This window comes from Celeribacter naphthalenivorans (assembly GCF_020524585.1).
GTDB classification, from domain to species: domain Bacteria; phylum Pseudomonadota; class Alphaproteobacteria; order Rhodobacterales; family Rhodobacteraceae; genus Celeribacter; species Celeribacter naphthalenivorans.
The window spans coordinates 269778-292348 of the sequence record NZ_JAIVLK010000003.1 but is presented as its reverse complement, the minus strand read 5'-3'; the positions used below and the strand labels follow the sequence as shown (position 1 = coordinate 292348).

At 55.2% G+C, this 22571-nt stretch carries 24 protein-coding genes and 1 tRNA gene; 15 read left to right on the top strand and 10 right to left on the bottom strand.

The genetic code is table 11. From position 1 onward, the window contains the following. Positions 1-2: 2 nt before the first annotated feature. The 6 genes from LC094_RS08040 (at position 3) to LC094_RS08015 (ending at position 6168) form a co-directional block, all read left to right on the top strand. Positions 3-78: transfer RNA gene (locus tag LC094_RS08040), tRNA-Thr, on the top strand. A 255-nt stretch (positions 79-333) separates the two neighbouring features. Beyond that, positions 334-1182: an OmpA/MotB family protein gene (locus LC094_RS08035; RefSeq protein ID WP_226551598.1), complete on the top strand. Its 849-nt coding sequence runs from the start codon at positions 334-336 to the stop codon at positions 1180-1182. A 90-nt stretch (positions 1183-1272) separates the two neighbouring features. Further along, positions 1273-2568 (top strand): flagellar hook protein FlgE, encoded by a 1296-nt coding sequence (locus LC094_RS08030; RefSeq protein WP_226551596.1) that lies wholly within the window; start codon positions 1273-1275, stop codon positions 2566-2568. A 29-nt stretch (positions 2569-2597) separates the two neighbouring features. Further along, the gene (gene flgK, locus LC094_RS08025; protein WP_226551594.1) at positions 2598-4055 is read left to right on the top strand and encodes a flagellar hook-associated protein FlgK; all 1458 of its coding nucleotides are present in this window, start codon (positions 2598-2600) and stop codon (positions 4053-4055) included. Between the two features lie 2 nt (positions 4056-4057). Next, on the top strand, positions 4058-5065 hold the full coding sequence (locus LC094_RS08020) for a flagellin (RefSeq protein ID WP_226551592.1): 1008 nt from the start codon (positions 4058-4060) through the stop codon (positions 5063-5065). Beyond that, positions 5065-6168, top strand: a complete 1104-nt coding sequence (locus LC094_RS08015; RefSeq protein WP_226551590.1) for a flagellar basal body P-ring protein FlgI — start codon at positions 5065-5067, stop codon at positions 6166-6168. The genes LC094_RS08020 and LC094_RS08015 overlap by 1 nt, the downstream gene beginning before the upstream one ends. Before the next feature lie 136 nt (positions 6169-6304). On the opposite strand, the gene fliP is transcribed toward LC094_RS08015, so the two are convergent. From fliP to fliF, 4 genes are read right to left on the bottom strand one after another with little or no spacing between them, the layout of a single operon-like run. Beyond that, positions 6305-7042, bottom strand: a complete 738-nt coding sequence (gene fliP / locus LC094_RS08010) for a flagellar type III secretion system pore protein FliP (RefSeq protein ID WP_226551583.1) — start codon at positions 7040-7042, stop codon at positions 6305-6307. Between the two features lie 6 nt (positions 7043-7048). After that, complete coding sequence (locus LC094_RS08005; protein ID WP_226551581.1) at positions 7049-7327, bottom strand: FliM/FliN family flagellar motor switch protein; 279 nt, start codon at positions 7325-7327, stop codon at positions 7049-7051. Continuing rightward, positions 7320-7958, bottom strand: a complete 639-nt coding sequence (locus tag LC094_RS08000; protein ID WP_226551579.1) for a FliH/SctL family protein — start codon at positions 7956-7958, stop codon at positions 7320-7322. Before LC094_RS08000 ends, LC094_RS08005 begins: the two co-directional genes overlap by 8 nt. Further along, positions 7958-9601, bottom strand: a complete 1644-nt coding sequence (gene fliF, locus LC094_RS07995; RefSeq protein ID WP_226551570.1) for a flagellar basal-body MS-ring/collar protein FliF — start codon at positions 9599-9601, stop codon at positions 7958-7960. The genes LC094_RS08000 and fliF overlap by 1 nt, the downstream gene beginning before the upstream one ends. A gap of 127 nt (positions 9602-9728) precedes the next feature. Here fliF and LC094_RS07990 point away from each other — a divergent pair, with 127 nt between their 5' ends. The 9 genes from LC094_RS07990 (at position 9729) to LC094_RS07950 (ending at position 19077) form a co-directional block, all read left to right on the top strand. Continuing rightward, the gene (locus LC094_RS07990) at positions 9729-10229 is read left to right on the top strand and encodes a flagellar basal body-associated FliL family protein (RefSeq protein WP_226551554.1); all 501 of its coding nucleotides are present in this window, start codon (positions 9729-9731) and stop codon (positions 10227-10229) included. A 10-nt stretch (positions 10230-10239) separates the two neighbouring features. Next, the gene (locus LC094_RS07985) at positions 10240-10644 is read left to right on the top strand and encodes a hypothetical protein (RefSeq protein ID WP_226551552.1); all 405 of its coding nucleotides are present in this window, start codon (positions 10240-10242) and stop codon (positions 10642-10644) included. Continuing rightward, positions 10641-11276, top strand: a complete 636-nt coding sequence (locus LC094_RS07980) for a MotE family protein (RefSeq protein WP_226551550.1) — start codon at positions 10641-10643, stop codon at positions 11274-11276. The genes LC094_RS07985 and LC094_RS07980 overlap by 4 nt, the downstream gene beginning before the upstream one ends. Positions 11277-11352: 76 nt before the next feature. Then, the gene (gene motA, locus LC094_RS07975; protein WP_226551548.1) at positions 11353-12222 is read left to right on the top strand and encodes a flagellar motor stator protein MotA; all 870 of its coding nucleotides are present in this window, start codon (positions 11353-11355) and stop codon (positions 12220-12222) included. Next, a complete protein-coding gene (locus LC094_RS07970) occupies positions 12219-14603 on the top strand; it encodes a hypothetical protein (protein WP_226551546.1) in 2385 nt (794 codons plus the stop codon). The genes motA and LC094_RS07970 overlap by 4 nt, the downstream gene beginning before the upstream one ends. A gap of 148 nt (positions 14604-14751) precedes the next feature. Continuing rightward, positions 14752-16842: a flagellar biosynthesis protein FlhA gene (flhA, locus tag LC094_RS07965; RefSeq protein ID WP_226551538.1), complete on the top strand. Its 2091-nt coding sequence runs from the start codon at positions 14752-14754 to the stop codon at positions 16840-16842. Then, on the top strand, positions 16839-17615 hold the full coding sequence (locus LC094_RS07960; RefSeq protein WP_226551536.1) for a flagellar biosynthetic protein FliR: 777 nt from the start codon (positions 16839-16841) through the stop codon (positions 17613-17615). The genes flhA and LC094_RS07960 overlap by 4 nt, the downstream gene beginning before the upstream one ends. Continuing rightward, positions 17615-18706, top strand: a complete 1092-nt coding sequence (locus LC094_RS07955) for an EscU/YscU/HrcU family type III secretion system export apparatus switch protein (RefSeq protein WP_226551534.1) — start codon at positions 17615-17617, stop codon at positions 18704-18706. Before LC094_RS07960 ends, LC094_RS07955 begins: the two co-directional genes overlap by 1 nt. Next, a complete protein-coding gene (locus LC094_RS07950; protein ID WP_226551532.1) occupies positions 18703-19077 on the top strand; it encodes a hypothetical protein in 375 nt (124 codons plus the stop codon). Before LC094_RS07955 ends, LC094_RS07950 begins: the two co-directional genes overlap by 4 nt. Before the next feature lie 6 nt (positions 19078-19083). Here LC094_RS07950 and LC094_RS07945 read toward each other — a convergent pair whose 3' ends face one another. Genes LC094_RS07945 through LC094_RS07920 form a run of 6 tightly spaced genes read right to left on the bottom strand, consistent with a single transcriptional unit; the run spans position 19084 to position 22568 of the window. After that, complete coding sequence (locus LC094_RS07945) at positions 19084-19602, bottom strand: flagellar basal body-associated FliL family protein (RefSeq protein WP_226551530.1); 519 nt, start codon at positions 19600-19602, stop codon at positions 19084-19086. 12 nt (positions 19603-19614) lie between these two features. After that, positions 19615-20340 carry a flagellar basal body L-ring protein FlgH gene (flgH, locus tag LC094_RS07940; protein WP_226551528.1) on the bottom strand — a complete coding sequence of 242 codons (726 nt, stop codon included), beginning with the start codon at positions 20338-20340 and terminating at the stop codon, positions 19615-19617. Between the two features lie 14 nt (positions 20341-20354). Continuing rightward, on the bottom strand, positions 20355-20789 hold the full coding sequence (gene flgA, locus LC094_RS07935) for a flagellar basal body P-ring formation chaperone FlgA (RefSeq protein ID WP_226551526.1): 435 nt from the start codon (positions 20787-20789) through the stop codon (positions 20355-20357). Then, on the bottom strand, positions 20786-21571 hold the full coding sequence (gene flgG, locus LC094_RS07930; RefSeq protein ID WP_226551524.1) for a flagellar basal-body rod protein FlgG: 786 nt from the start codon (positions 21569-21571) through the stop codon (positions 20786-20788). The genes flgA and flgG overlap by 4 nt, the downstream gene beginning before the upstream one ends. A gap of 14 nt (positions 21572-21585) precedes the next feature. Continuing rightward, positions 21586-22302: a flagellar hook-basal body complex protein gene (locus tag LC094_RS07925; protein ID WP_226551522.1), complete on the bottom strand. Its 717-nt coding sequence runs from the start codon at positions 22300-22302 to the stop codon at positions 21586-21588. After that, a complete protein-coding gene (locus tag LC094_RS07920) occupies positions 22302-22568 on the bottom strand; it encodes a flagellar biosynthetic protein FliQ (RefSeq protein WP_226551520.1) in 267 nt (88 codons plus the stop codon). Before LC094_RS07920 ends, LC094_RS07925 begins: the two co-directional genes overlap by 1 nt. Between the last annotated feature and the right edge of the window lie 3 nt (positions 22569-22571).

Below are 22571 nucleotides of genomic sequence, written 5' to 3'. Positions count from 1 at the left end.
GTGCCGGTGTAGCTCAGCTGGTAGAGCACGTCATTCGTAATGATGGGGTCGTAGGTTCGAGTCCTATCACCGGCACCATTTTTAATTGGCCTACTGTGCGGATCGCGATTTGAGGCCAGTTTCGGTTCGTGAATTCTCCTCTCATCTGCACCGCGATATTTCCGTAAAGGTCGCATTGTTGCCCAATGTGGTATTTGGCGCTCAGAGTCTGGCTATGAGGATACGTTTGCGGTTGTTCCCGCTTGGCGGAAATATCTTTTCAATTTTAGAAGTTAAGCTGGTGTTTATCCCTGACTGCTATCTCTGATTTCGGGTGAATAATGAGGTGGTGGTATGAGCGGCAAAGGCAACGCTCCGATTATCATCAAGAAAAAGAAAGTCATTGCAGGTGGCGGCCATCATGGCGGCGCCTGGAAAGTGGCCTATGCCGACTTCGTGACCGCGATGATGGCCTTCTTTCTCTTGATGTGGTTGTTGAATGCGACGACGGAAAAACAGCGCAAAGGGCTTGCGGATTATTTCAATCCGACCATCCCTGTGAACCGCATTTCTGGCGGTGGAGACGGGTCTTTCGGTGGGGATTCCGTGTTTACCGAGGAAACTCTGTCACAGAACGGGACAGGGGCGTCGAACACGCACAGTGCCAGCGACAGCGGTGCGGCGAAATCCGAAAATACGGAAGATGAGGACACCGCAGAGGCTCTTGAGGCAAAGGCTTTTGCAGAGGTGCAGGAGCTTTTGACGGCATTCAGTGGCGAAAGCATGGCCGCAGATGAGGCGATGCGTCATATCGTGACCCGTGTGACGGATGAAGGTTTGATCATCGAGCTGCACGATCTGGAAGATGAGCCGCTGTTTTCCGCGAAATCCTCAGAGCCCTCCGATGTGATGACGCTCTTGGTCGAGATGCTCTCCGAGGTCTTCAAAATCGTCCGCAATGACATCGCGGTGACGGGCTATGTTCGCTCCCAACCTCTTGTTGTTGCGGACAATCCGGTCTGGGATCTGTCGACCAAACGGGCCGATCAGGTGCGCCTCTTGTTGGAGCGGAACGGGACGCCGACCGCACGGATTCAGCGGGTGACGGGCTATGCGGATCGCAAACCTGCCGTTGGTAATCCGATGGCGGCGCGCAACAACCGGGTAGAGATCGTCTTGCTGAGAAAACAGATAAAGAAATAGATCGCATTTTAAGCGTTAGGGAGCCGTTAAGCCTCATTGTGCATGCTGAGATCAGTTTTTGGGTCTCAGCAGCAGAAAGGCGCTACCCCTATGTCGATTTCTTCCTCTCTCAATGCCGGTGTTGCCGGCCTTGCTGCAAACGCCACGCGGCTTGCTACGATTTCCGATAACATCGCCAACTCCGGGACATACGGCTACAAACGTGCCTCTACGGATTTCGAATCCTTCGTGATCTCGAACTCTGCAAACACTGGCACCTATACCGCAGGCGGCGTGCGCGCGAGTACGACTCGGATGATCGATGAGCAGGGCCCGCTGATTTCGACATCGAACGCGACCGATATTGCCGTGGCGGATGGGGGGTTCCTTCCGGTGACCACCGAAGTGTCGCTGGATGGCAATATGGGGGATCAACCCCTGATGATGACCACCACCGGATCGTTCCACACGGACGCGGACGGCATTTTGAAGACCTCTTCTGGCCTTGTTCTGCTGGGCTGGCCCGCCGAAGCAGATGGGTCCATCGCCACCTACGCGCGCGATACGATGACCGGGCTCGAACCCGTGGTCATCAATTCCAACCAGACGGCCGGTGACCCGACCACCAAGATCAACCTTGGTGTAAACCTGCCCGCAGAGGGGGCGACCACCGCATTGCCGGCTTCTGTTGAATATTTCGGCAACCTCGGCACCTCCGAGGCGCTGGACATCACTTTTACCCCTGATCTTGTCACGCCCAACAGCTGGACCATGACGATCACCGATTCCGCATCCGGTGGCGCGATTATCGGCGAATATGATCTCGTGTTCGATGATACGCGCGGCGCTGGCGGTACGCTTTCGACCGTGACGCCGACCGTCAACAACCCCGTGAGTGCTACCTATGATTCTGGGGCGGGCACTCTGGCTCTGACCGTCGCGGGTGGCCCGATTGAAATGACCATCGGGAAACCGGGCGACACCAATGGTCTCACCCAGCTGTCTGATGGGTTTGCGCCCACCTCGATCACCAAAGACGGTTCGCCCGTTGGTAACCTGACGTCGGTAGAGATCGACGATGGTGGCTATATCACGGCAACCTACGATACCGGCTTTACCCGCGTGATCTATCAAATCCCGCTGGTGGACGTTCCGAATCCCAATGGCCTGACCTCTCTGGGCAACCAAACCTATCAAGTGTCGCCGGATTCGGGCTCCTTCTTCCTGTGGGATGCGGGGGACGGTCCGACCGGAACGATCGAAGGCTTTGCGCGTGAAGGCTCTGCCACGGATGTGGCGGCCGAACTGACGGATCTGATCCAAACCCAACGTGCCTATTCGTCGAATGCGAAGGTGATCCAGACGGTCGATGAGATGCTGCAGGAGACGACGAATATCAAACGATAAGGCTTTGGTGACAGAATAGGAGGTTAGACATGAGTATCTCTTCGGCCCTTTCAAATGCCTTGAGTGGCTTGAATGCTGTGTCGCGCGCGGCGGATGTCGTGTCCTCCAACGTCGCCAACGCCATGACGGAAGGCTACGGCAAGCGGGAAATCGAGTTAACGTCCCAGCAATTGGGCAGATATGGCTCCGGCGTTTCAGTCGTCGGGGTCACCCGCTATCATGATCCTGTCGTCACGGGAGAGCGTCGGTATGCGGGTGCAGAAGCGGCACTCGAAAATACCCGGGCGGAGTTCTACGACTCCTACGCCGCAGCTATGGGCCAGGCCGATGAAAAGGACTCCATCTCCGGCCGGATCACCGGCCTTGAAACGGCTTTGATCGAAGCCGCCAGCCGCCCGGATTCCGAGGCTCGGCTGGCGACTGTTCTGGACGCGGCCAGCGATTTGGCAGCGCAAATCAACGATGCCTCCGACAGCATCATGGACACCCGTATGGCTGCGGATAAGGAAATCGCAAAGACCGTCGATTTCCTGAATTCCGCGCTGCAACAGGTTGTCGATCTCAATGTCGCGATCCAGAAACAGGTCACTCAGGGCTACGATGCCAATGGTCTCATGGATCAACGTCAAACCTTGGTGGATCAAATCTCTGAATTCATTCCCGTGAATGAAGTCGAAAAAGACAACGGGATGATTTCGCTTTACACCAACGGCGGCGCCTTTCTCGTCGATTCCAAAGCGGCAACACTTGGATTCACACAGACGCCGATCATCACGCCTGACATGACCGTTTCCAGCGGTGCCTTGTCGGGCCTGACGATCAACGGTCTCGACATGCCGACGAATACGGAAAAAGGCCCCATTGCGGGTGGTAAGCTCGCAGGCTTGTTCGAAGTTCGTGATGTTCTGGCGCCTCAGGCCCAAACAGAGCTGGACGCTCTCGCGCGTGATCTGATCGAACGGTTCCAAACCCCTGATGCGGATTCCACTCTGGCGATCGGCGATGCGGGCCTCTTTACCGATGGTGGTGTGGCCTTTGATGTTTTGAACGAGGAGGGCTTGGCTGGGCGCATTACCGTGAATGCTTTGGTCGACCCGGATCAGGGTGGCGATCTGTGGAAGCTTCGTGACGGGATTGGTGCCGTGGCAGAGGGCGATCAGGGGGATGCATCCATCCTGAATTCTCTGGCCAATGCGCTGCAAAAATCCCGTGTCGCGTCTTCGGGTGGCTTGACCGGTATTGAGCGTTCGGCGCTGGGATTTGCGGCGGATATGTATTCGCTCGCGGAAACCAACCAACTCAACGCGGCGGCGGATTTGACCTATGCCTCAGCCCGCCGCGACTCGCTTGAAGCTATTGAAATGGAAAATGGCGTGGACACAGATCAGGAGATGCAGCGGCTCCTCGTGATCGAACAAACCTATGCCGCGAATGCCAAGGTGATCTCGACGATTGAGGCGCTCATGGATCAGTTGATGGGGATTTGACGATGAGCACGATTTCTTTCGGTGATATGGCGTCGACACTTCGAAATATGCGCTTCACCACGCAGGCCAAACAAGATCTCGACCGGTATAATTACGAGGTTGCGAGCGGTGAAAAGCAAGACCTGTCTGCGGCAGTCTCCGGTGATTTTTCGCCCTTGGCGTCTATAGAACGCTCGCTCCGCACTTTGGGCTCCTATGACATTGCGATCCAGGAGGCGGACCTGTTCGCGACCGCACTTCAATCCAGTTTTGGGTCGATTTCTTCGCATGTTGAAGACCTCTCTTCCAGCCTGCTGACGGCCTCGACAAACGCTGATGCAACCAGTGTTTCAGTCGCTGCAAAAGATGCGCGAACCCGGTTTGACGCGGTCGTATCGACTTTGAATGCCCGGATCGGAGATCGGTCGCTTTTGAGTGGGGCAGCAACGGGGAAGACGGCGCTCATCACTGCTGATGATATGATGAGTGAGCTGATGACGGCGGTTGCCGGCGCCTTGACGGCCGCGGATGTGGAAACCATTGTCGACGACTGGTTCATGTCCAGTGGCGGTGGCTATGAGACTACGGCCTATCAAGGCTCTGCGAGTTCTTTGTCGCCATTTTCGCTTGGCGAGAACGAAAAGGTAAAACTGGATATCACCGCCGAAGACATGTCCATCCGCGAAACGCTCAAGGGCTTGGCTTTGGCCTCTCTTGTCGATGAGGGTGTTTTTGACGGTGAGGTCGGGACGCAAGCATCTCTGTTGCGCAGTGCTGGTGAAACCCTCATGGGCGCGCAAGCCGGTTTGGCCGATCTTCAGGCGCAGGTCGGCTCGATTGAAGCGCGTATCGAAGAGGCCAACCTGTCCAACAAGGCCATGACCTATTCCTATGAAACGGCGAAGTCGGCAATCATTTCGGCAGACCCCTATGAGGCTGCCTCCATGCTCACGCAGACCGAAACCCAACTCCAACTCATCTACACGCTGACCGCGCGTATGTCCCAACTCAGCCTTGCGGATTACATCTGATGTTCAAATTGCTCTCCTCTCTTCTTTTTGCGCTCCTGCTGGCTCTTCCCGCCGCAGCCAACCCCATTCGGATCAAGGATCTCGTCGAATTCGACGGGGTGCGCGGCAACGACATGGTCGGATATGGTCTCGTGGTCGGTTTGAACGGAACAGGCGACGGCATTCGAAATGCGCCGTTCACCGAAGAAATCATGTCCAGCATTTTGGAGCGCCTCGGCGTGAATGTGACGGGAGAGCAGTTTCGCCCCAAAAACGTCGCTGCCGTCTTTGTCACCGCGACCCTGCCGCCGTTTTCTCGGACAGGGGGCAAAATTGATGTCACGGTTTCGGCGATTGGGGATGCGAAGAGCCTTTTGGGGGGCACGCTGATCATGACGCCGCTCAATGCTCCGGATGGCCAGATTTATGCCGTCGCCCAAGGCACTGTCATCGCCGGTGGTGCCTCTGCCGAGGGAGCTGGTGCTTCTGTGGTGCAAGGCGTGCCGACGTCTGGCGTCATTCCTTCTGGTGCACGCGTCGAGCGTGAAATCGATTTTGATTTCACGCAGCTCAAATCTGTGCGCTTGGCGCTGCGAAATCCCGACTTTACGACGGCAGAGCGGATCGAAGATGCGATCAATCAGGATTTTGGCCGTGTGGTGTCTCGTATGCTCGACGCAGGTACGGTGGTTTTGGACATCAAGGCGACCAAAGAACTGTCCCCCGCGCATGCTCTGGGACGCGTGGAAAACATTTCGGTGCAGCCGGAGCGAAAAGCGCGGGTTGTGGTGGATCAGAGATCCGGCACGATCGTGATGGGTGAAGATGTGCGGATTTCCCGTGTGGCCGTTAGTCAGGGCAACCTGACCCTGCGTATCCAGGAAGAACCGCTTGTGGTGCAGCCCAATCCCTTCTCCGACGGTGGTACTGTGGTCGTCCCCAGAACGCAGGCCTCTATTCAAGAAGAGCCTGGCATCGGGTTGGCGGAAATCAATGAGGGCACCTCTCTGTCTGAGGTGATCGCAGGCCTGAACGCGCTGGGCGTGTCGCCGCGTGACATGATCGATATTCTGAAAAGCATCAAGGCGGCCGGAGCCCTGCATGCAGAGTTCCTGGTGCGGTAACGCGCACCGGGGCAGAAGCGGAAAAGCTGTGCCGCAGTCGAGAGCCTCACAAGCTGTCACACAGCCAAGGTCAGAAACTAAAAACGCGCCCCGTCATGGAGCGCGTTTTTTATTGATCTCTTTGGAAGTCTTCTTGTCAGAAGTAGCTACGAACGAGGGCACTGGAGATCAAAGCCCAACCATCGGAGACGACGAAAAAGGCGAGCTTGAAGGGCAGGGATACAATGGCCGGCGGGACCATCATCATCCCCATGGACATCAGAATGGCCGAAACGACGAGGTCGATAATGAGAAACGGCAGGAAGATCAGAAAGCCGATCTGAAAGGCGCGTTCGACTTCGGAGAGCAGAAAGGACGGAACCAAAATGGAAAGCGGTGCATCGCGGGTGACGCCGTTCACGTCGCTGATATCCGTGCGAAGCTCTTGAAGCTGTTGGAAGGTATCGGGATCAATGCGGTTGGACATAAAGCCGCGAAAGGGATCGATCGAAAGCTGGAATGCCTGCTCGAGAGGGATGTCGCCGTTCACATAAGGCTGAACTCCGATGGTCCAGCTTTCTGTGAAAACCGGTTCCATCACGAAATAGGTCAGAAACATCGCCAAGCTGATCATCAGCATGTTCGGCGGCGACTGTTGCAGACCGATCGCCTGACGCAGGATCGAGAGAACGGTCACGATGAAGGGGAAACAGGTCAGTGTGACGGCAATCCCGGGAACGATACTCAGGACCGTGACCAGCAGCAAAAGCTGAATGGATCGGGTGGCCAGTGAACCGTCGTCACCAAGATCAAGCGTGATGGCCTGTGCGCTGGCGGTTTCCCCGATCAATAGAAAACTGATTGCCAGCAAAAACAGAGGTGCAGAAAGCCGCATGAGTGCTCACAATCCGTTTTTCAGATCGGCAACCTCGATGAGGCGCACGGCCAATTGACCGGCTTGCCCGCCCTCCAGCTCCTGCAATTCGCCACGCGCAATCAGTTTGTCACCGACATAAAGCTCAACGGGATCCTCGATATTGCGATCCAGAGGGAGAATGCTGTCGCTTTGCAGTTTCAGCAAATCCTTCACGAGCGGTCTGGCTTTGCCGACGGAAATTGTGATCTCGATGGGAACCTGAGAAAACGGGTTCGCGGCAGTGTCTTCAGTCTGTTCAACCATGTTTCATGGCCTCCTCATTCAGGGCATAGACCGCATTGATGGCCTTGCCGATTTTTTCAACGGCAGCATCCATATCGATCTTTTTCTCAAGCTCGCCCATGCGCAGATACACCTGACCTTCGGCGAGACTTGGTTCTTCAATGATGTCCAATGGAATGGTTAACGAGTCGTCAATGAGACGCTGAATTGCCGGGCGTGATGCAGGAGAAACAACAATTTGTATCGGCGCATCCGAGGCATCTTCGGCCATTGGCAAAAGCTCTTCGAGAATGGTCTGGCCCAGCGTTTCGTTGACGAGATTGGGTAGGACCTTGCTCACCATTTCTGTCAAAAGCGGCTCAAGCGCCTTCATGACATGCGAACGGGCCTCATGAAATGTGAAGCCCAAATCCTGAAGGTTGCGGGCAAATTCGGCCCCGATTCTCGACTGATCTTCGCCCTCGGCCCGCGTCGCATCATCCCAACCTGCTTTGTACCCCTGCTCATAGGCGGCCATACGGCTGGCCTCGATTTCTTCCTCCGAAGGTCCAGCGGGCGGAGCGGGTTGCGGCGGGACATCCTGAGCTTTTTGGGCTTTCGGTTTCGGTTTGGGGGCTGCCCCAAAGTCCTCAAGCGGGAATAAAGAGGTCATCACGCCGTCTCCTCAGTGTCTTCCATCCAGCCACGCAGAATCTCGACCGTTTCATCCTGACGGTCTTCGATAAGCTTTCTGAGGCGTTTCACCGGATCGCTCGGCATTCCGATCTCATCGTCCCCGAAATCGAAATCGGAGACGACGCCCATCGTCGGCAATTCGAAACCGCCATCGGAAATTTCACCGGTCAAAGCGGGCGCGGTTGGCCGTGGAAGGTCGGGTACAGGGATCGTGGCGGGCATATTCTCAGACATATTTTCGATAGAGGCATCGACCGGCGCAGGGAGGCCGATGGACGGCTTGGCCAAGATCGGCCGCAGGACAAAGAGGCCGAGAATAAGGGAGACGACAGCCAGCACCGCCAGCTGAATGATGGACATCAGATCGATGCTCATCGCGGACATGAGAGAGCTTTGCGCCTCAGTGCCCTCAACGAGAACAGGCTCAAACTCCATGGTTTTGAGCGTAATCTGATCACCCCGTTCCTCATTGTACCCGATGGCGGACGCCACCAGATCGCGCAGAGCCTCAAGCTCTTCGGCGCTTCTCGGAGCCCAGGTTACTTCTTCGGTGTCCGGGTTAACCGTTCGGAGACCATCGACCAAAACGGCCACAGTCAGGCGTTTGATTGCACCGGGACCGCGTTGAATTTCACGACGGGTTTCGGACACTTCGTAATTCACGCGTTCGCGCGTTTCACTGTTGTTCGAACTCGAATCACGTCCTGTCGCACCCGCACCATCGGGCAGATTGGAGGCCACAGTGACAGATCCACCCCCGCTATCTTGCGAAGAGGTGCTGCGTTCTTCGGTTTCCGAACTGATCGCGACTCGGCTTTCCGGATCGAAATGGCGTTCGACGATGGATTCCTGATCCGTTTCTGTTTCTACTGACACTTCGACAACAGCCTTGCCGACACCGACCCGGGCTTCGAGCAGGCGCTGCACATTCTGACGCATTTCATCTGCGCGATCTGTGCTGACGCTCGTGCCCGTCGCTGGATCATCACCGCTCACAACGACGCCCGTGCGGCCATCAATAATCGAGACGTTTTCAGGCGAAAGACCGGCGACGGCGGAGGAGACCAAATACCGAAACGCTTTGGCTTGTTCGGCAGAAATCGCACCGCTGTTGGCGGTCACGGTCACGGAAGCAGACGCGGCGATTTCGCGTTTGAAGGGTTGAGATGATGGATTGGCGATGTGGATGCGCGCTGTTCTAATCTGTTGAGAAGACACGATTGTGCGTGCAATTTCACCCTCTTTGGCCCGCCAGTAGGCGGCATCGAACATCTGTGACGTCGTGCCGAAACCGGAAAGAGAATCAAGCAACTCATAGCCACCCGTAGAATTCGCAGGCAGTCCTTCTGAGGCCAAAGTCATGCGCAATTCATCGCGGGCATCGGCAGGCACGAAAATTGCACCGCCGCGAATCTCATAGGCGACGCCTTGCGCCTCAAGCGACTGAACAACTTCACCCGCGGCACTGGTTTCCAGCCCGGAATATAGAAGCGACATGGAGGGTTTTGTCGCCATGCGTGACAAGCCAATGATCGCAGCAAACATCAGCACAGTTGCACCGACGACGATGATGCGACGTTTGGGATCTAAATTGGACCACACAGAAAGAATCTGTTGCAAGACGACACTCCTTGAATGTGCGGGCTTCTGCCCCCGCCTGTTCTTAGAAATGTCCGATCAGCCTTAACAATCGGTTAGCTACCTTCGGGATAAAACAGATTCGGAACAAAAAATTCTGGATGGACCCATGGCTGAAGAAGAACAGCTTGAAGAAGAACCGAAGAAAAAATCGAAACTCCCTCTGATCTTGGGGGTGGTCTTGATGTTGGTTCTGGGCGGCGGCGGTTTTTTTGCCGTCTATTCGGGCATGCTCTTTGCGCCCGAAACGGAGCACGTGGATGAAGACCTCGCGGCTCTCGACGAAGAACCGATGGCACCTCTGCCAAGCGTGGCCTTCGTGTCCGTAGAGCCGCTGATCGTCAACTTGATTGATACGACGGGCCGTGGGCGGCATTTGCGGTTTCAGGCGCAACTCGAAGTGCCGCTGCAATATGAGCAGGAGGTGATCACCTTGCTGCCACGCGTCATGGATGTGCTGAACGGCTATCTGAGGGCGGTCGATGTGGCGGAATTGGAAAACCCATCTGCTCTTGTGCGTTTGCGCGCGCAGATATTGAGACGTCTTCAAATCGTGGCCGGGGAGGGCCGCGTCAAGGACGTGCTCATCATGGAATTTGTTATAAATTGAGGGCCCGGAAATGGAACTGATCGCAGATATCCTCATGATTGCCGGAACGTTGGCTGTCGCTGTCTATTGCGTGGTCCTGGCGCGCCGTTTGAGCCGCTTTACGGATCTGGAAAAAGGCGTCGGTGGTGCCATTGCCGTGCTGTCCGCGCAGGTCGATGACATGACGAAAACATTGACGAAGGCGCAGAAAACAGCGGGGATGTCCGCTGCGAAATTGGAGGATCTGACTCAGAGGGCCGAAGATGTATCGCGCCGTATGGAGCTTTTGATTGCCTCCATGCATGACCTGCCATCCGCCCCTGAGCCGGTCAAGCCCAATCCGAAAGCAGAAGCGGAATGGCGGGAAACCAAAGAGGAGCCTGAAGGCGAAACCTTGTTTCTCAGCCAGAGACGTCGCGTGGAGGCTGCACAATGACAAAGGCAAAAAAATCCCCAAAGGTTCAGCCTAAAACCAAAGTGAAACGCCGACTTCGTTCGGGTCGCGGCGCACTTTGGGTGCTTGCAATGATATTTGTCGCCTCCGCAGCCATTCGTTTGGTGTCAGGAACAGGTGCGGCGATTGCCCGCGAAATGTCCGAGCTTTCGCATACAGAAACTGCTGAGAACCTGGGGCAGTCATCGGAAATTTGTCAAACCGATGAGGAATCTGCAGCGCTGATCGCAGCTCTTTTGAAGCGCGAAAGAGACGTCGAAGAAAAAGAGCTCATGATCGCGCAAAAGATGAAGTCGATCGAGTTGGCGCGCGCAGAAGTGTTGGAAAACCTGTCTGCCTTGGAGGATGCGGAAGCGCGGCTTCAAGCCACGATGACGCGCTCACAAACGGCGTCGGAAGACGATTTGTCAAAGCTGACGGCGGTCTACGAATCGATGAAACCGAAAGAAGCGGCGGCTCTCTTCGAGGCGATGTCGCCCGATTTTGCCGCAGGTTTTCTTGGAAGAATGCGTTCTGATGCTGCTGGGGCGATCATGGCGGGTTTGAAGCCTGAAACAGCCTATACAATCTCGGTTATTTTGGCCGGTCGAAATGCAAAAGCGCCGAGTGAATAGGCCGTTTGGCAAACTTTCTTAAGAGGTTTGTGACAGGTTGAGCCTGTTTGAACCGAAGACATAAGGACATGAGAACATGATCGGTATCGTTGGAATTCTGCTGATCTTCATTATGGTGTTCGGCGGCTATATTGCCGCTGGCGGTAAGCTCGGTATCATTTTGAAATCTCTGCCTTTTGAGTTCATGATGATTGGCGGAGCGGCGGCTGGTGCTTTCGTGATCTCGAACGATATGTCGGGGATCAAGCACACGCTCAAAGATATCGGCAAGGTCTTCAAAGGTCCAAAGTGGAAACCGGAAGACTATAAGGATTTGCTATGCCTTCTTTTCGAATTGATCCGCTTGGCCAGGCAAAATCCGGTCGGGCTCGAGGAACATATCGAAGCACCTGAAAACTCATCTATATTCACGAAATACCCCAAAATCCTTGCGGATAAGGAAGCAATTGCCTTGACCTGTGACACGCTGCGGTCTGCGTCCATGAATTACGATGATCCGCATCAGGTCGAAGAGGTTTTGGAAAAGCGACTGGAAGCCAATATGCATCATGCGTTGCATTCATCGCACGCTATGGCCGCTGTTGGTGACGGTTTGCCTGCGCTTGGCATTGTGGCCGCTGTTTTGGGGGTGATCAAAACGATGGCTTCGATTGACCAGCCTCCAGAAATTCTTGGTAAAATGATCGGCGGTGCTCTCGTTGGGACCTTTTTGGGCGTGTTTCTTGCCTACGGGATCGTGGGTCCTTTTGCTGGCAAGATGAAGGATGTCATTGAGGAAGATGGGCATTTCTATCAGCTCATCCGAGAAGTTCTCGTGGCCAACCTGCACAATCATGCAACGAACATCTGCATCGAAGTCGGGCGTCAAAACACGCCTGGTCACTATAGACCGAGTTTCTCTGATTTGGAGGAAGCACTCAAAGAGGTGAAATCGGAGGCCGCATGACCCGAATTCTTGGCTTGATCTTGGGTTTTGTCGTTTTGCCGTATGGTTTGCTGGCAGAAGTCATTGACGTGCGCTCTGGGGAGCATTCCGGTTTTTCGCGACTTGTGATGCAATTTCCCTCTGAGGTCAGTTGGGAATTCGGTCGTTCAGGCGGGCAGTATGAATTTCGAACCGAGTCGGCAGATTTTACATTTCAGACGGGCGAAGTTTTCCAAAAAATTCCGCGTGATCGTATCAAGGATATCGAGGTTGGCCCAGGCTATGTGAGGTTAACTACTCCTGAAAATGTTCATGCAGACGTGTTTGAATTGCGTGCTGGCCGTCTTGTGATTGACGTTAAAGACGGCGCGCCATCGACCGTGTCTGAGTTCGAGGCTGATCTCAGTTCTGAACCAAACACTGACGTTTCCGTCACGGAACCTGCACGTGTAGAGGAAACTCTGCCAGAAACGGAAAATCAGGCTGCGACAAAAGACACATTGGCCTCAAGCGATGGCGATGACCGATTCTCGTCTGTGAACGATGATTGGATTGTTGAAAATGATCCGGTGGAACTTCCGATCATTATGTCTAAAACGGCCGAGCAAGATAATGCCCACAATACCTCTGCAAGCGCATTCATCGATTCCCTCGATCAACAAATGGAGATCAAGTCAGAGCGCGTCGATGAGTTGGAGCGACAGTTGCTTGAACAGATTGGGCGCGCTGTTTCGCAGGGACTTCTGGAGCCGGATGTGTCCGAAACCGAAAAAGTGGTCGAGGAAACGCGTTCCTATCATGAGGGGCAAGAGACACCGACACAGGTTACAGAAAAGGCTGAGACCGCCACAGAGGAGCCGGTGCAAGCGCGTTCCCATATTCGTATTCAGTCCTCAATCGATCGAGAGCAAAATAACCAATCTGGACAAAATTTGACTGATGGACATGGCACAGTCTGTCTGGACAACACACTTGTGCAAATCATTGACTGGGGGCAGCCCTTAGAGGAGGGGTTAGATCTACCAGAAAGGCGCGCTGCTGCGATTGGAGAATTTGATCTCCCGAACCCTGATGGTGTGAAGCGCCTGGCGCAATATTACCTCTACCTCACGTTCGGTGCGGAAGCAAAATCGGTCCTGAAAGATTTTGGCGTGACCGTTGAGGGCCATGACATTCTTTCTGCAATGGCTGACATCATGGACCAGGGATATACAGATGCTCCAGGACGCCTGGACAAGCAGTTTGGTTGTAATGGTGCGGTCGCTTTCTGGTCTGTGATCGCAAAGAAAGACTTTAATACTTGGGAGACCTATAATCTGGATAGCGTCCTGTCGACATTTTCGGCGCTTCCGATTCATCTCCGCCGCCATCTTGGGCCATCTTTGTCAGAGCGCTTTATGGCGATCAATGACATGGACAGCGCCAAATATATCCAAAATGCAATCTTGCGAACGGAAGGCGATCACGGCGATGCCTTTGACCTTCTAGATGCAGAGCTTGAACTGGCTGACGGCAATCTGGATGAAGGGGTCCAGAAGCTCGAAAATATTGTTGATGAAAATGGAGATACAGCTCCAGAAGCCTTGGTCGAGCTCATTTTGACCAAGGCCGCAGGAGGTGCAAAAATCGACCAAAGATTGGCTGAGAATGCGGAAGCACTGGCCGTAGAATTTCGCGGGAATTCCTACGAAGGCACATTACAAAATGCAGCCCTTCTCGCCCGAATTTATTCGGGAGGGGCCGATATTGCTCTGCGGCAAGTCTTGGCATTGAAGCCGGAGCATAAATTCACCGATGATCAAAAAAATGACCTTGTATCACGGGCGTTGGAAGAATTGGCGCGCCAAGCGGATGATACAACCTTTTTGAAAGTCATCCTTGCTCATCGTGACGCAATTCTGACCGAGAAACTTACAAATACAGCGCGCGTTGAGGTGTCTGAGCGTTTGCTGGAGATGGGTTTTTTTGATCTGACTTTGGATTTTATGGCCGGGTATTCTGAACAAGATGAGGATGCGCCGAAATTGATCTTGGCAAAGGCTTTTCTGGGGATGGGAGAGGCGGAGGCCGCACTCAGATATGCGACTCAGGTTGAAGGTGAAGAGGCGAGAAATATTGCTGCCAAAGCGTATTTTCATTTGAATGATCCTGAAAGCGCTGCACGCGTTTTGGGGGACAATCCGTCCAATCCTGAGCGAGATGCTTTTTCTATAATGGCGGAGGACTGGGAGAGTTTGGGACAATCCCAAAAGGCCGGAATGTCCGAGTTTGCAGATGTCATGAGCCGGCCAATAGACATGGCCGACGAAAATAATGGGGTTGCGCCAACTTTATCGTCTGTCGAAGACATGCTTTCGTCCAGTCGTGAGACACGCAGTGTGCTTGAGTCCATGCTAAACTGAAGTGCTGACTGTGGTTGGCGTCAACACTTTGTAAACCACGTCTGCCGTATTCTCGAGTTGCAGCAAGGAATGCGGCGAGTGAGAGAATGCGTATCATAAAGCTTAAAATTTTCATGTTAGCCGCTCTCTGTTTGCGCGTGAGGGCATCATGAATTTCAATATTTCAAGTCTTTTCAAACCAACAATCTTGCTCGCGCTGGCACTGATGGTTGTGATCGTCATGATGGTCTTGCCCGTGCCCTCATGGGTGTTGGACCTCGGTTTGGCGGCGAGCTTTGCGCTCGCGATCCTGATCTTTACCGTGACGCTCTTCATTGAGAGACCTTTGGATTTTTCGGCCTTCCCGACCATCCTCCTCGCCAGCCTCATGTTGCGCCTGTCTTTGAATGTGTCCTCAACGAAACTCATCATCGGACAGGGTCACACAGGTACATCTGCCGCAGGCAATGTGATCGAGGGCTTTGCAAGTTTTGTGATGAGCGGCTCCGTCCTCTTGGGGTTGGTGGTCTTCACGGTTCTCCTCATTGTGAACTTCATGGTGATCACCAAAGGTGCCGGGCGCATGGCAGAAGTCGGCGCGCGTTTTGCCTTGGACGGGATGCCTGGACGACAACTTGCCATTGATGCGGACCTTTCGGCTGGCGCGATCACACATGAAGAAGCCAAACAGCGGCGAGAACAAGAACTGGCGGAAACCACGTTTTTCGGGTCTTTGGACGGTGCTTCCAAATTCGTAAAAGGGGATGCCGTCGCAGGGCTTCTGATCACTCTGATGAACATCGTCATGGGGTTGGTGATCGGAATTGCGGTTCACGGTATGCCCTTGGGCAAAGCTTTCGAAACATATGCAATTCTGACCGTGGGCGACGGTTTGGTCAGCCAGATTCCTTCTGTGATCATCTCCATCGCAGCGGCGCTGTTGCTTGCGAAAGGCGGAACCAGCGGATCCGCAGACCTTGCCCTGTTTCGACAGCTGGGAAAATATCCTCCCGCGCTTTACACAGTTGCTCTTTTGATGGCGCTCTTTGCATTCGTGCCGGGGCTGCCGTTCATTCCATTTATCGGCGGCGCAATCGCCCTTGCCGCCAGTGCCTATTTCGTCTCCCGCAAGAACGAAGAGGAAAAGAAAGAGCAAGAAAAGAAAGAAGCCGCTGAGCCGCGTCCCAAAGAAGAACGCGAATCCATGGGGGATGTGCTCGATCTGGACGATATTCATGTCGAATTCGCGCCCGATCTCGTGGCCATGGTTCTGGATCAGCAAACCGGTCTGGATGCGCGTATTGCCAATATGCGCAACCATGTGGCCAGCGTTTTTGGCCTTATCCTGCCGGAAATTCGGCTGACCGATGATCCCAGTTTGCCATCGGGCACATATGTCGTCCGCATACAAGGAGTCGAACAGGCCAAGGACCGTTTGCGCAAGGATAAGGTTCTGGCGCTGGTGTCGGGCGATGCCTCCACGCTGCCGTTGGGTGAGGACGTATCCGAACCTGTTTACGGCGCACCCGCGCGGTGGATTGATCCCTCGAAAAAAGAGGATGCGGCTTTGATGGGGTCCACGGTCGTCGGTGCCACCGAAGTGCTTGCGACGCATTTGCTCGAGGTGATCAAACGCAATTTTCCACGCTTGTTGACAATGAAATCCTTGCGGCGACTGCTCGATGAGATGACCAATCTGACGGACAAATCCAGAGCCGAAGCCAATCAAAAACTTCTCAACGAGCTTATCCCCGATCGTGTTCCTATGGACCTCTTGCTCTCCGTATTGCGTCTACTGTTGGAGGAGCGCGTTTCCATTCGCAACATGGCGCTGATCCTCGAATCCATTTCCGAGGCGCGCGGTTCCCATGCGAATGCCGAGTCGATTTGCGAACATGTGCGTCAAAGGCTGGGCTTTCAGCTCATCTCCGAAATCAAGCGCGATGACGGAACGCTGCCTTTGTTGCAATTGTCACCGGAATGGGAGGAACGATTCACGACCTATCAAATCGATGGCGAGAGAGGGCATTCCGACATCGCTCTGCCTCCGGACCAGTTCAACAAGCTTGCCAAGACCATGGCGGATAAAATTGCCAAGGCCGGGGAAAGCGGGATTTATCCCGGCATCGTGACCTCAACGCGCAGGCGTCGTTTCCTTCGTACGGTCCTGTCCGCCCAAGGCATCCAAAACCCCGTCTATTCTTTTGAAGAGATTGGCACAGATGCGAAACCGTCTCTGGTTGGATTGGTGCCGGCATGACCGAAAGCCTCGCAGAACTCCTTGAGCTGAGCCAAGCGGGGTTGTTGGCTGCGTTTCTCGTCTTTCTTCGCGTGGGCGCGATGATGGCCGTCGTGCCCGCATTCGGAGAGCAATCCATCCCCGAGCGCGTGCGTCTTGTTTTGGCGATTGCCTTCACGGCCATCGTTTTTCCTGCCGTCGTCCCGGACATACAGCATCTCACCGCGTCGCCACAAAGTCTCGCGCGCGCCGTTGCAACCGAGGTGATCTCCGGCCTGTTGCTGGGATTGATCCTCAGGCTCTTCGTCATGGTGTTGCAAATCGCGGGGACGATGGTGGCGCAATCCACGTCGCTGTCACAAATTTTCGGCGGGGATGCGGTCGAGGCACAACCTGCCATTGGCCACCTGTTCTTCGTGGCCGGCCTCGCGCTTGCGGTGATGCTCGGATTGCATGTGCGCATCGCAGAAATTCTGATTTTGTCCTATCGGTATTTTCCCGCGGGCCAGTTCCTTCCGCCACAAGATGTCATGATGTGGGGCGTGGATCACATTTCCAAAGCCTTCGCTCTCTCGTTCAGTTTGGCCGCGCCCTTCGTCATTGCGTCCCTCATCTACAACGTGGCGCTCGGTGTCATTAACCGTGCGATGCCGTCTCTCATGGTGGCGTTCGTCGGTGCCCCGGCGATCACTTTGGGCGGGCTGTTGCTTCTCTTTGCCACAACGCCGATCCTGCTTGAGATCTGGCAAGCGGGTTTTGCCCAGCTGCTCCTCAACCCGTTCGAGGCCCGCTGATGGCTGAGGGAGATGATGACGACGACAAGCAATATGAGCCGTCACAAAAGCGACTCGATGACGCGCGCAAAAAGGGCGAGATACCCCGCTCCAACGATCTGACGACGGCGGCGGCCTATTTCGGCTTTATTGCGGCTGCCGTTTCACTGGGTGCGGGCAGCCTTCAGAAAATGGGGACCGCCCTTCAATCCATGCTCGGAAATGCCGATTTGAATGCTGAGGCATGGTTCAGTGGGTCCGGAAAACCCTGGACCATGGGGGTGATGCAGGAGATTGGAGCCGGGCTTTTACCATGGTTCGCCGTGCCTGCCGTCTTGGCGCTTTTGGTCATTTTTGCGACGAGGTCTCTGATTTTCGCCCCGAGCAAGATCGAACCGAAACTGTCGAAAATTTCTCCGCTCTCGAACGCGAAAAACAAATTTGGCCGATCCGGGCTTTTTGAATTTGCCAAAAGCTTTTTCAAACTGTCGATCTATTCCGTGGTTTTGGGCGTCTATCTCTACACCAAACTCCCGCTCATCATGTCCACGATGTCCCTGAGCCCCGGGATCGTTGCGGCAACTTTGGCCGAATTGACGGTCGGATTTATGGTCATCGTGTTGATGATTTCGCTGTTGATTGGCGGCGTCGATTACCTGTTTCAGTACAGCGAGCATATGCGCAAACATCGGATGTCGCGCAAGGAATTGACGGATGAGGCGAAAGAGCAAGAGGGTGATCCGCATTTCAAAATGAAACGCCGGCAAAAAGGCGTTGAGATCGTGATGAACCAGATGCTGGCGGAAGTGCCAAAAGCAGATGTGGTGATCGTGAACCCGACGCATTATGCGGTCGCGCTGAAATGGGATCGCATGACAGGCGGTGCGCCGATCTGTGTCGCCAAGGGTGTCGATGAGATTGCCGCGCGCATTCGTGAGGCGGCCAATGAAAACGGCGTGCCGATTCATCGCGATCCGCCCACCGCGCGGGCACTTTACGCAACGGTCGAGATTGGCGAGCAAATCCTGCCCGAACATTACCGCGCCGTCGCGGCCTCCATCCGATTTGCCGAAAAAATGCGTCAGAAAATGAAAGCGCAGTTCGGACGATGACGGTGAAAAAGCAGCTGGAAAATCTGAAACGCTTGCAAGAGGTCGCCGAGCTTTCTCTGAACGCAGAGCTAGCGAAGCTGTCTGAGATCAAACGAGAAGAGCAGCCCTTGCGGCTTAGGCTGGCTGAGCTTGAAGCCAGTCGCAAGCAGCGTGCGGAATGCGTCGGGGGGGCGATTGATTTCGACATGGCCAGTTTGATGGGCGTGGATGGTGCCTGGGACAGGTGGGCAGCAAAGCAACAGCGGAAGCTCATGCAAGAGCTCGCGAAGGTGGCGGAACGTCGTGAGATGCAGCTCGAACGCACGCGCAAGGCATTCGGCAAAAAAGATGCGCTCGGCAAATTGGCCGAGCGCATTGATAAATCTCTTTAAAGTGTCTCAGTCGATGTCCTGACGGACGATATCGATCACAAGCACATCGTTGATGTCCGGCCCAATGGTTTTTTGCGCAACTTCCAAAAGCGCATGCCGCAGAGCGTTCATCGTGCTGCTGTCAGTGAAGGCACCTTTGAACCCGCCGGTGTTGGCGTGATCGAACAGCACCTGAAGAAACGCATCCCGAAGTTTTGGTTCACGCGCATAAATCGTCTCGCGCGTGCCGGTTCTGGCCTCCAGGCTGAGCGACAGAACAACCATGGCGACCACGCGTCCCCCTTCGAGATCAGGGATCACGAATTGGTTGTTCAATTTCACATACTCGAAGGCGGCATTTTCCTCGTCGGCATGGCCTTCGTCACCATGGGCGTCTGCTTGCGGATGGTTCGGATCGGTTGCACCAACATCGCCACAGGGATCAATCTGGACGATTTCGGGGGCGGGCCGAAGCATTAGCCCTCCACCGACGCCGGCACCAAGACCGACAAGCGCCAATAGAATGGGGAGGAGTTTCTTAATCACGTGATCCTCCCGTCAGAATGGCAAGACGATATCGGCAACCTGCTGGCCGTATCGAGGTTGTTGCATCTGTGTGATCTGACCACGGCCACCGTAGGAAATACGTGCGGAGGCGATCTTGTCATAGGTGATTTCATTTTGCCGGGAGATGTCCTCCGGTCGGACATAGCCTTCGACCAGAAGTTCACGAATTTCGTAGTTCACCCGCACTTCCTGGGTGCCCTGAATATGCAAAACACCGTTTGGGAGCACATCGACAATCGTCGCGGCGACCATCAACTGAAGCTTTTCATTGCGCTTGACGCTGCCATTTCCCGACGAGGACGAGTTGGAATTGGTGCCCACGGCAGACCCCATGCTTGCACCATCCGGGAGCACTTCATTGATCCGCTCCGGAAGGCCAAACAGCGAGGAAATTCCCATGGTTTCAGAACCCGAGCGACCGCGATTGGAGGTGTTCGACATTTCGGCGCTGTCATCAATCTCGATCACGACCGTCAAAATGTCGCCCCGTTCAATGGCGCGACGATCCCCCAGCAAAGATTGGCGAGAGGCGTTCCAAAGCGACGCGCCATCGGCCGGGCTACGGGGCGCGATTTGATCGGGCAGGGACGGATTGCGCATCGCGGCGGTTTCCGAGGAGCTTTCAATCGGGGTGAATTCGGGAAGACGACCGACTTCTTTGAGATCGGAGCACGCCGACAGAGCGAGGAAAGCGGGCAGGAGAAGATGAAGACGCATGGCATAAGTCCTGATTAATGTGCGGCAATGCCGCCGACATGGATGGATCCATCTGGCGCGACGACGCCAGAAACGGTTGTTCTTGAAGAAAGATTCATGACGCGCACCACTTCGCCCACGGAGGCGCGGCTCATGGCGCGACCATCGGCGGAGATGGTCAGCCCGCCGTGATTGTAGATAAGGGGCACGATTTGGTTGCGGTCGATGATGGCGGCGGGTCCGATATCAGCCTGTGAAATCGGGCGGCCTGTGTAGAGCATGACCCGCGCTTCCAAACCGATAGCCTCGTCAATCGTGGCGATGGCGCCGGGCACATTGCCGTCGATCATGGCGAGATCGGCGGCGGTCAGAATGGTCTGCGCACGAATGGTCCGCGCCGCGACGACGGTTTCTGCGCTTGCGGGGAGCGTGAGCCAGAGGGTGGCGATTATGAGGGAAAATCTGATCATCGGATTTGCGTGGTGGCAGAGAGCATCTGGTCGGCGGCGGTGATGACTTTGGCATTCAACTCATAGCCACGCTGGGCCTCGATCAGCTCGGTCACCTCGCGCACGGCATCGACGGAGCTGTCCTCAAGATAGCCCTGCCGCAACGTACCAAGCCCATCGACGCCGGGGGTGGAGACATTCGCGGGACCCGAGGCTTCGGTTTCCAGAAACAGGTTGGACCCAATGGCCTCCAGACCCTTGGCGTTCGAAAACCCGGCCATGGTGAACTGCCCCAAGAGTTCGGCCTCGACTGAGTCGTTGAAATAGGCGTAGACCTCGCCGTCGGCATTGATCGAAATGGCGCGCGCATCGTCCGGGATCGTGATGTCAGGCACCACGGGATGCCCATCCGAGGTGACGATCAGACCATCGGCAGAGCGTTTCAGCCCACCATCTCGCGTATAAGCGGATTGGCCGGAGGGCAGGGTCACTTCGAGGTAACCGAGACCTTCGATGGCGACATCAAGATCGCCACCGGTCGGCGAAAGCGAGCCTTGCGCCAGTTCCACGGTGACAGAAGAGGGGCGCACACCCAGACCAAGCTGAACGCCGGTCGGCAGAATGGTCCCATCCGCAGAGTTGATCGTGCCGGGCCGGGCCAGTTGTTGATAGTGCAGATCGGCGAACTCGGCGCGTCGCGCGTTGTACCCGGTGGTGTTCATGTTCGCGAGGTTCTGCGAAATGGTTTCCACGCGCATCTGCTGGGCGCTCATGCCCGTGGCTGCAATCTGGAGTGCACGCATGTCAGTCTCCTTTCTTAGCGACCGAGCGTCGAGATGACCGATTTGATCCGCTCATCTTCTTGCTCAGAGAATTTTTGACCCAGGGTGTAGGCGTGTTGGACCTCGATCATCCGGGCGACCTCAGTGATCGCATTGACGTTCGAGTTCTCGACATAGCCTTGCAATATCACCGCCTCTTCCTGCGGGACGATCCCTCCGTCGGTGTAGAAGCGGACGCCATTGTTGCGGGTCATGCTGGTCGGGTCTTCCGGCATGTAGAGGCCGATTTGCGACAGCGGGACACCATCGGCAGACAGCGTGCCATCGGCGGCCACGGCCACGGTTTTCGCATCCGGCGGAATGAAAATCGCAGCCCCGCCGTTGTCCAAAAGCTGATACCCGTCATGGGTCGTCAGCTCGCCTTGTTGATTGGTGGTAAACGCGCCGTTGCGGGTCAAAGCCTGACCGTCCGGCGTGTCGATCAGAAAGAACCCATCGCCCTCAATCGCGAGATCATAGGTGCCGCCAGTGGCCGTCAACGGTCCTTGCGCGTTGTTGGTCAGCCGCACATTGGCGTTCGCCATCGACAGGCTGTCCTCGTCTTTGCCGAGTGCACTGATGTGCTCGGAAAACAACAGCCCCTCTTTGCGAAAGCCGGTCGTAGAGACGTTCGCGATGTTGTTCGCAATGGCTTGAAGCTCGCGATTGAGGCCGACCATACGCGTGAGTGTGGTATATCCTGCACTGTCCATCACAGACCTCCAATCAAGGGGATGATGCGGTCCTGGAAAAAACTGGTCAGGGTTTCGGTCATGAACCCCATCGACATCCAGAAGACGATCAGGATCGCCACCAATTTCGGGACGAAGGTGAGTGTCATTTCCTGAATGCTTGTCAGGGCCTGAAACAGACCGACGGTGATACCGGCGAGCAGCGCGACAATAAGGATCGGCGTCGAAATCATCGTCGCGATCCAAAGCCCCTGTCTCAGAGTGTCGTAAAAGACCAGTTCATCCATGGC

Bases quoted from the DNA above. Each gene is read 5' to 3' on its own strand.
- LC094_RS08015 (WP_226551590.1), top strand. From the start codon at position 5,065: ATGTTCAAATTGCTCTCCTCTCTTCTTTTTGCGCTCCTGCTGGCTCTT.
- LC094_RS07920 (WP_226551520.1), bottom strand. From the start codon at position 22,568: ATGGATGAACTGGTCTTTTACGACACTCTGAGACAGGGGCTTTGGATC.
- LC094_RS07925 (WP_226551522.1), bottom strand. From the start codon at position 22,302: ATGGACAGTGCAGGATATACCACACTCACGCGTATGGTCGGCCTCAAT.
- flgH (WP_226551528.1), bottom strand. From the start codon at position 20,340: ATGCGTCTTCATCTTCTCCTGCCCGCTTTCCTCGCTCTGTCGGCGTGC.
- flgK (WP_226551594.1), top strand. From the start codon at position 2,598: ATGAGTATCTCTTCGGCCCTTTCAAATGCCTTGAGTGGCTTGAATGCT.
- LC094_RS07970 (WP_226551546.1), top strand. From the start codon at position 12,219: ATGACCCGAATTCTTGGCTTGATCTTGGGTTTTGTCGTTTTGCCGTAT.
- LC094_RS08000 (WP_226551579.1), bottom strand. From the start codon at position 7,958: ATGACCTCTTTATTCCCGCTTGAGGACTTTGGGGCAGCCCCCAAACCG.
- LC094_RS08005 (WP_226551581.1), bottom strand. From the start codon at position 7,327: ATGGTTGAACAGACTGAAGACACTGCCGCGAACCCGTTTTCTCAGGTT.
- LC094_RS08030 (WP_226551596.1), top strand. From the start codon at position 1,273: ATGTCGATTTCTTCCTCTCTCAATGCCGGTGTTGCCGGCCTTGCTGCA.
- LC094_RS07985 (WP_226551552.1), top strand. From the start codon at position 10,240: ATGGAACTGATCGCAGATATCCTCATGATTGCCGGAACGTTGGCTGTC.
- LC094_RS07980 (WP_226551550.1), top strand. From the start codon at position 10,641: ATGACAAAGGCAAAAAAATCCCCAAAGGTTCAGCCTAAAACCAAAGTG.
- fliP (WP_226551583.1), bottom strand. From the start codon at position 7,042: ATGCGGCTTTCTGCACCTCTGTTTTTGCTGGCAATCAGTTTTCTATTG.
- LC094_RS07950 (WP_226551532.1), top strand. From the start codon at position 18,703: ATGACGGTGAAAAAGCAGCTGGAAAATCTGAAACGCTTGCAAGAGGTC.
- LC094_RS07990 (WP_226551554.1), top strand. From the start codon at position 9,729: ATGGCTGAAGAAGAACAGCTTGAAGAAGAACCGAAGAAAAAATCGAAA.
- LC094_RS08035 (WP_226551598.1), top strand. From the start codon at position 334: ATGAGCGGCAAAGGCAACGCTCCGATTATCATCAAGAAAAAGAAAGTC.
- flgA (WP_226551526.1), bottom strand. From the start codon at position 20,789: ATGATCAGATTTTCCCTCATAATCGCCACCCTCTGGCTCACGCTCCCC.
- LC094_RS07955 (WP_226551534.1), top strand. From the start codon at position 17,615: ATGGCTGAGGGAGATGATGACGACGACAAGCAATATGAGCCGTCACAA.
- LC094_RS08020 (WP_226551592.1), top strand. From the start codon at position 4,058: ATGAGCACGATTTCTTTCGGTGATATGGCGTCGACACTTCGAAATATG.
- flgG (WP_226551524.1), bottom strand. From the start codon at position 21,571: ATGCGTGCACTCCAGATTGCAGCCACGGGCATGAGCGCCCAGCAGATG.
- flhA (WP_226551538.1), top strand. From the start codon at position 14,752: ATGAATTTCAATATTTCAAGTCTTTTCAAACCAACAATCTTGCTCGCG.
- motA (WP_226551548.1), top strand. From the start codon at position 11,353: ATGATCGGTATCGTTGGAATTCTGCTGATCTTCATTATGGTGTTCGGC.
- LC094_RS07960 (WP_226551536.1), top strand. From the start codon at position 16,839: ATGACCGAAAGCCTCGCAGAACTCCTTGAGCTGAGCCAAGCGGGGTTG.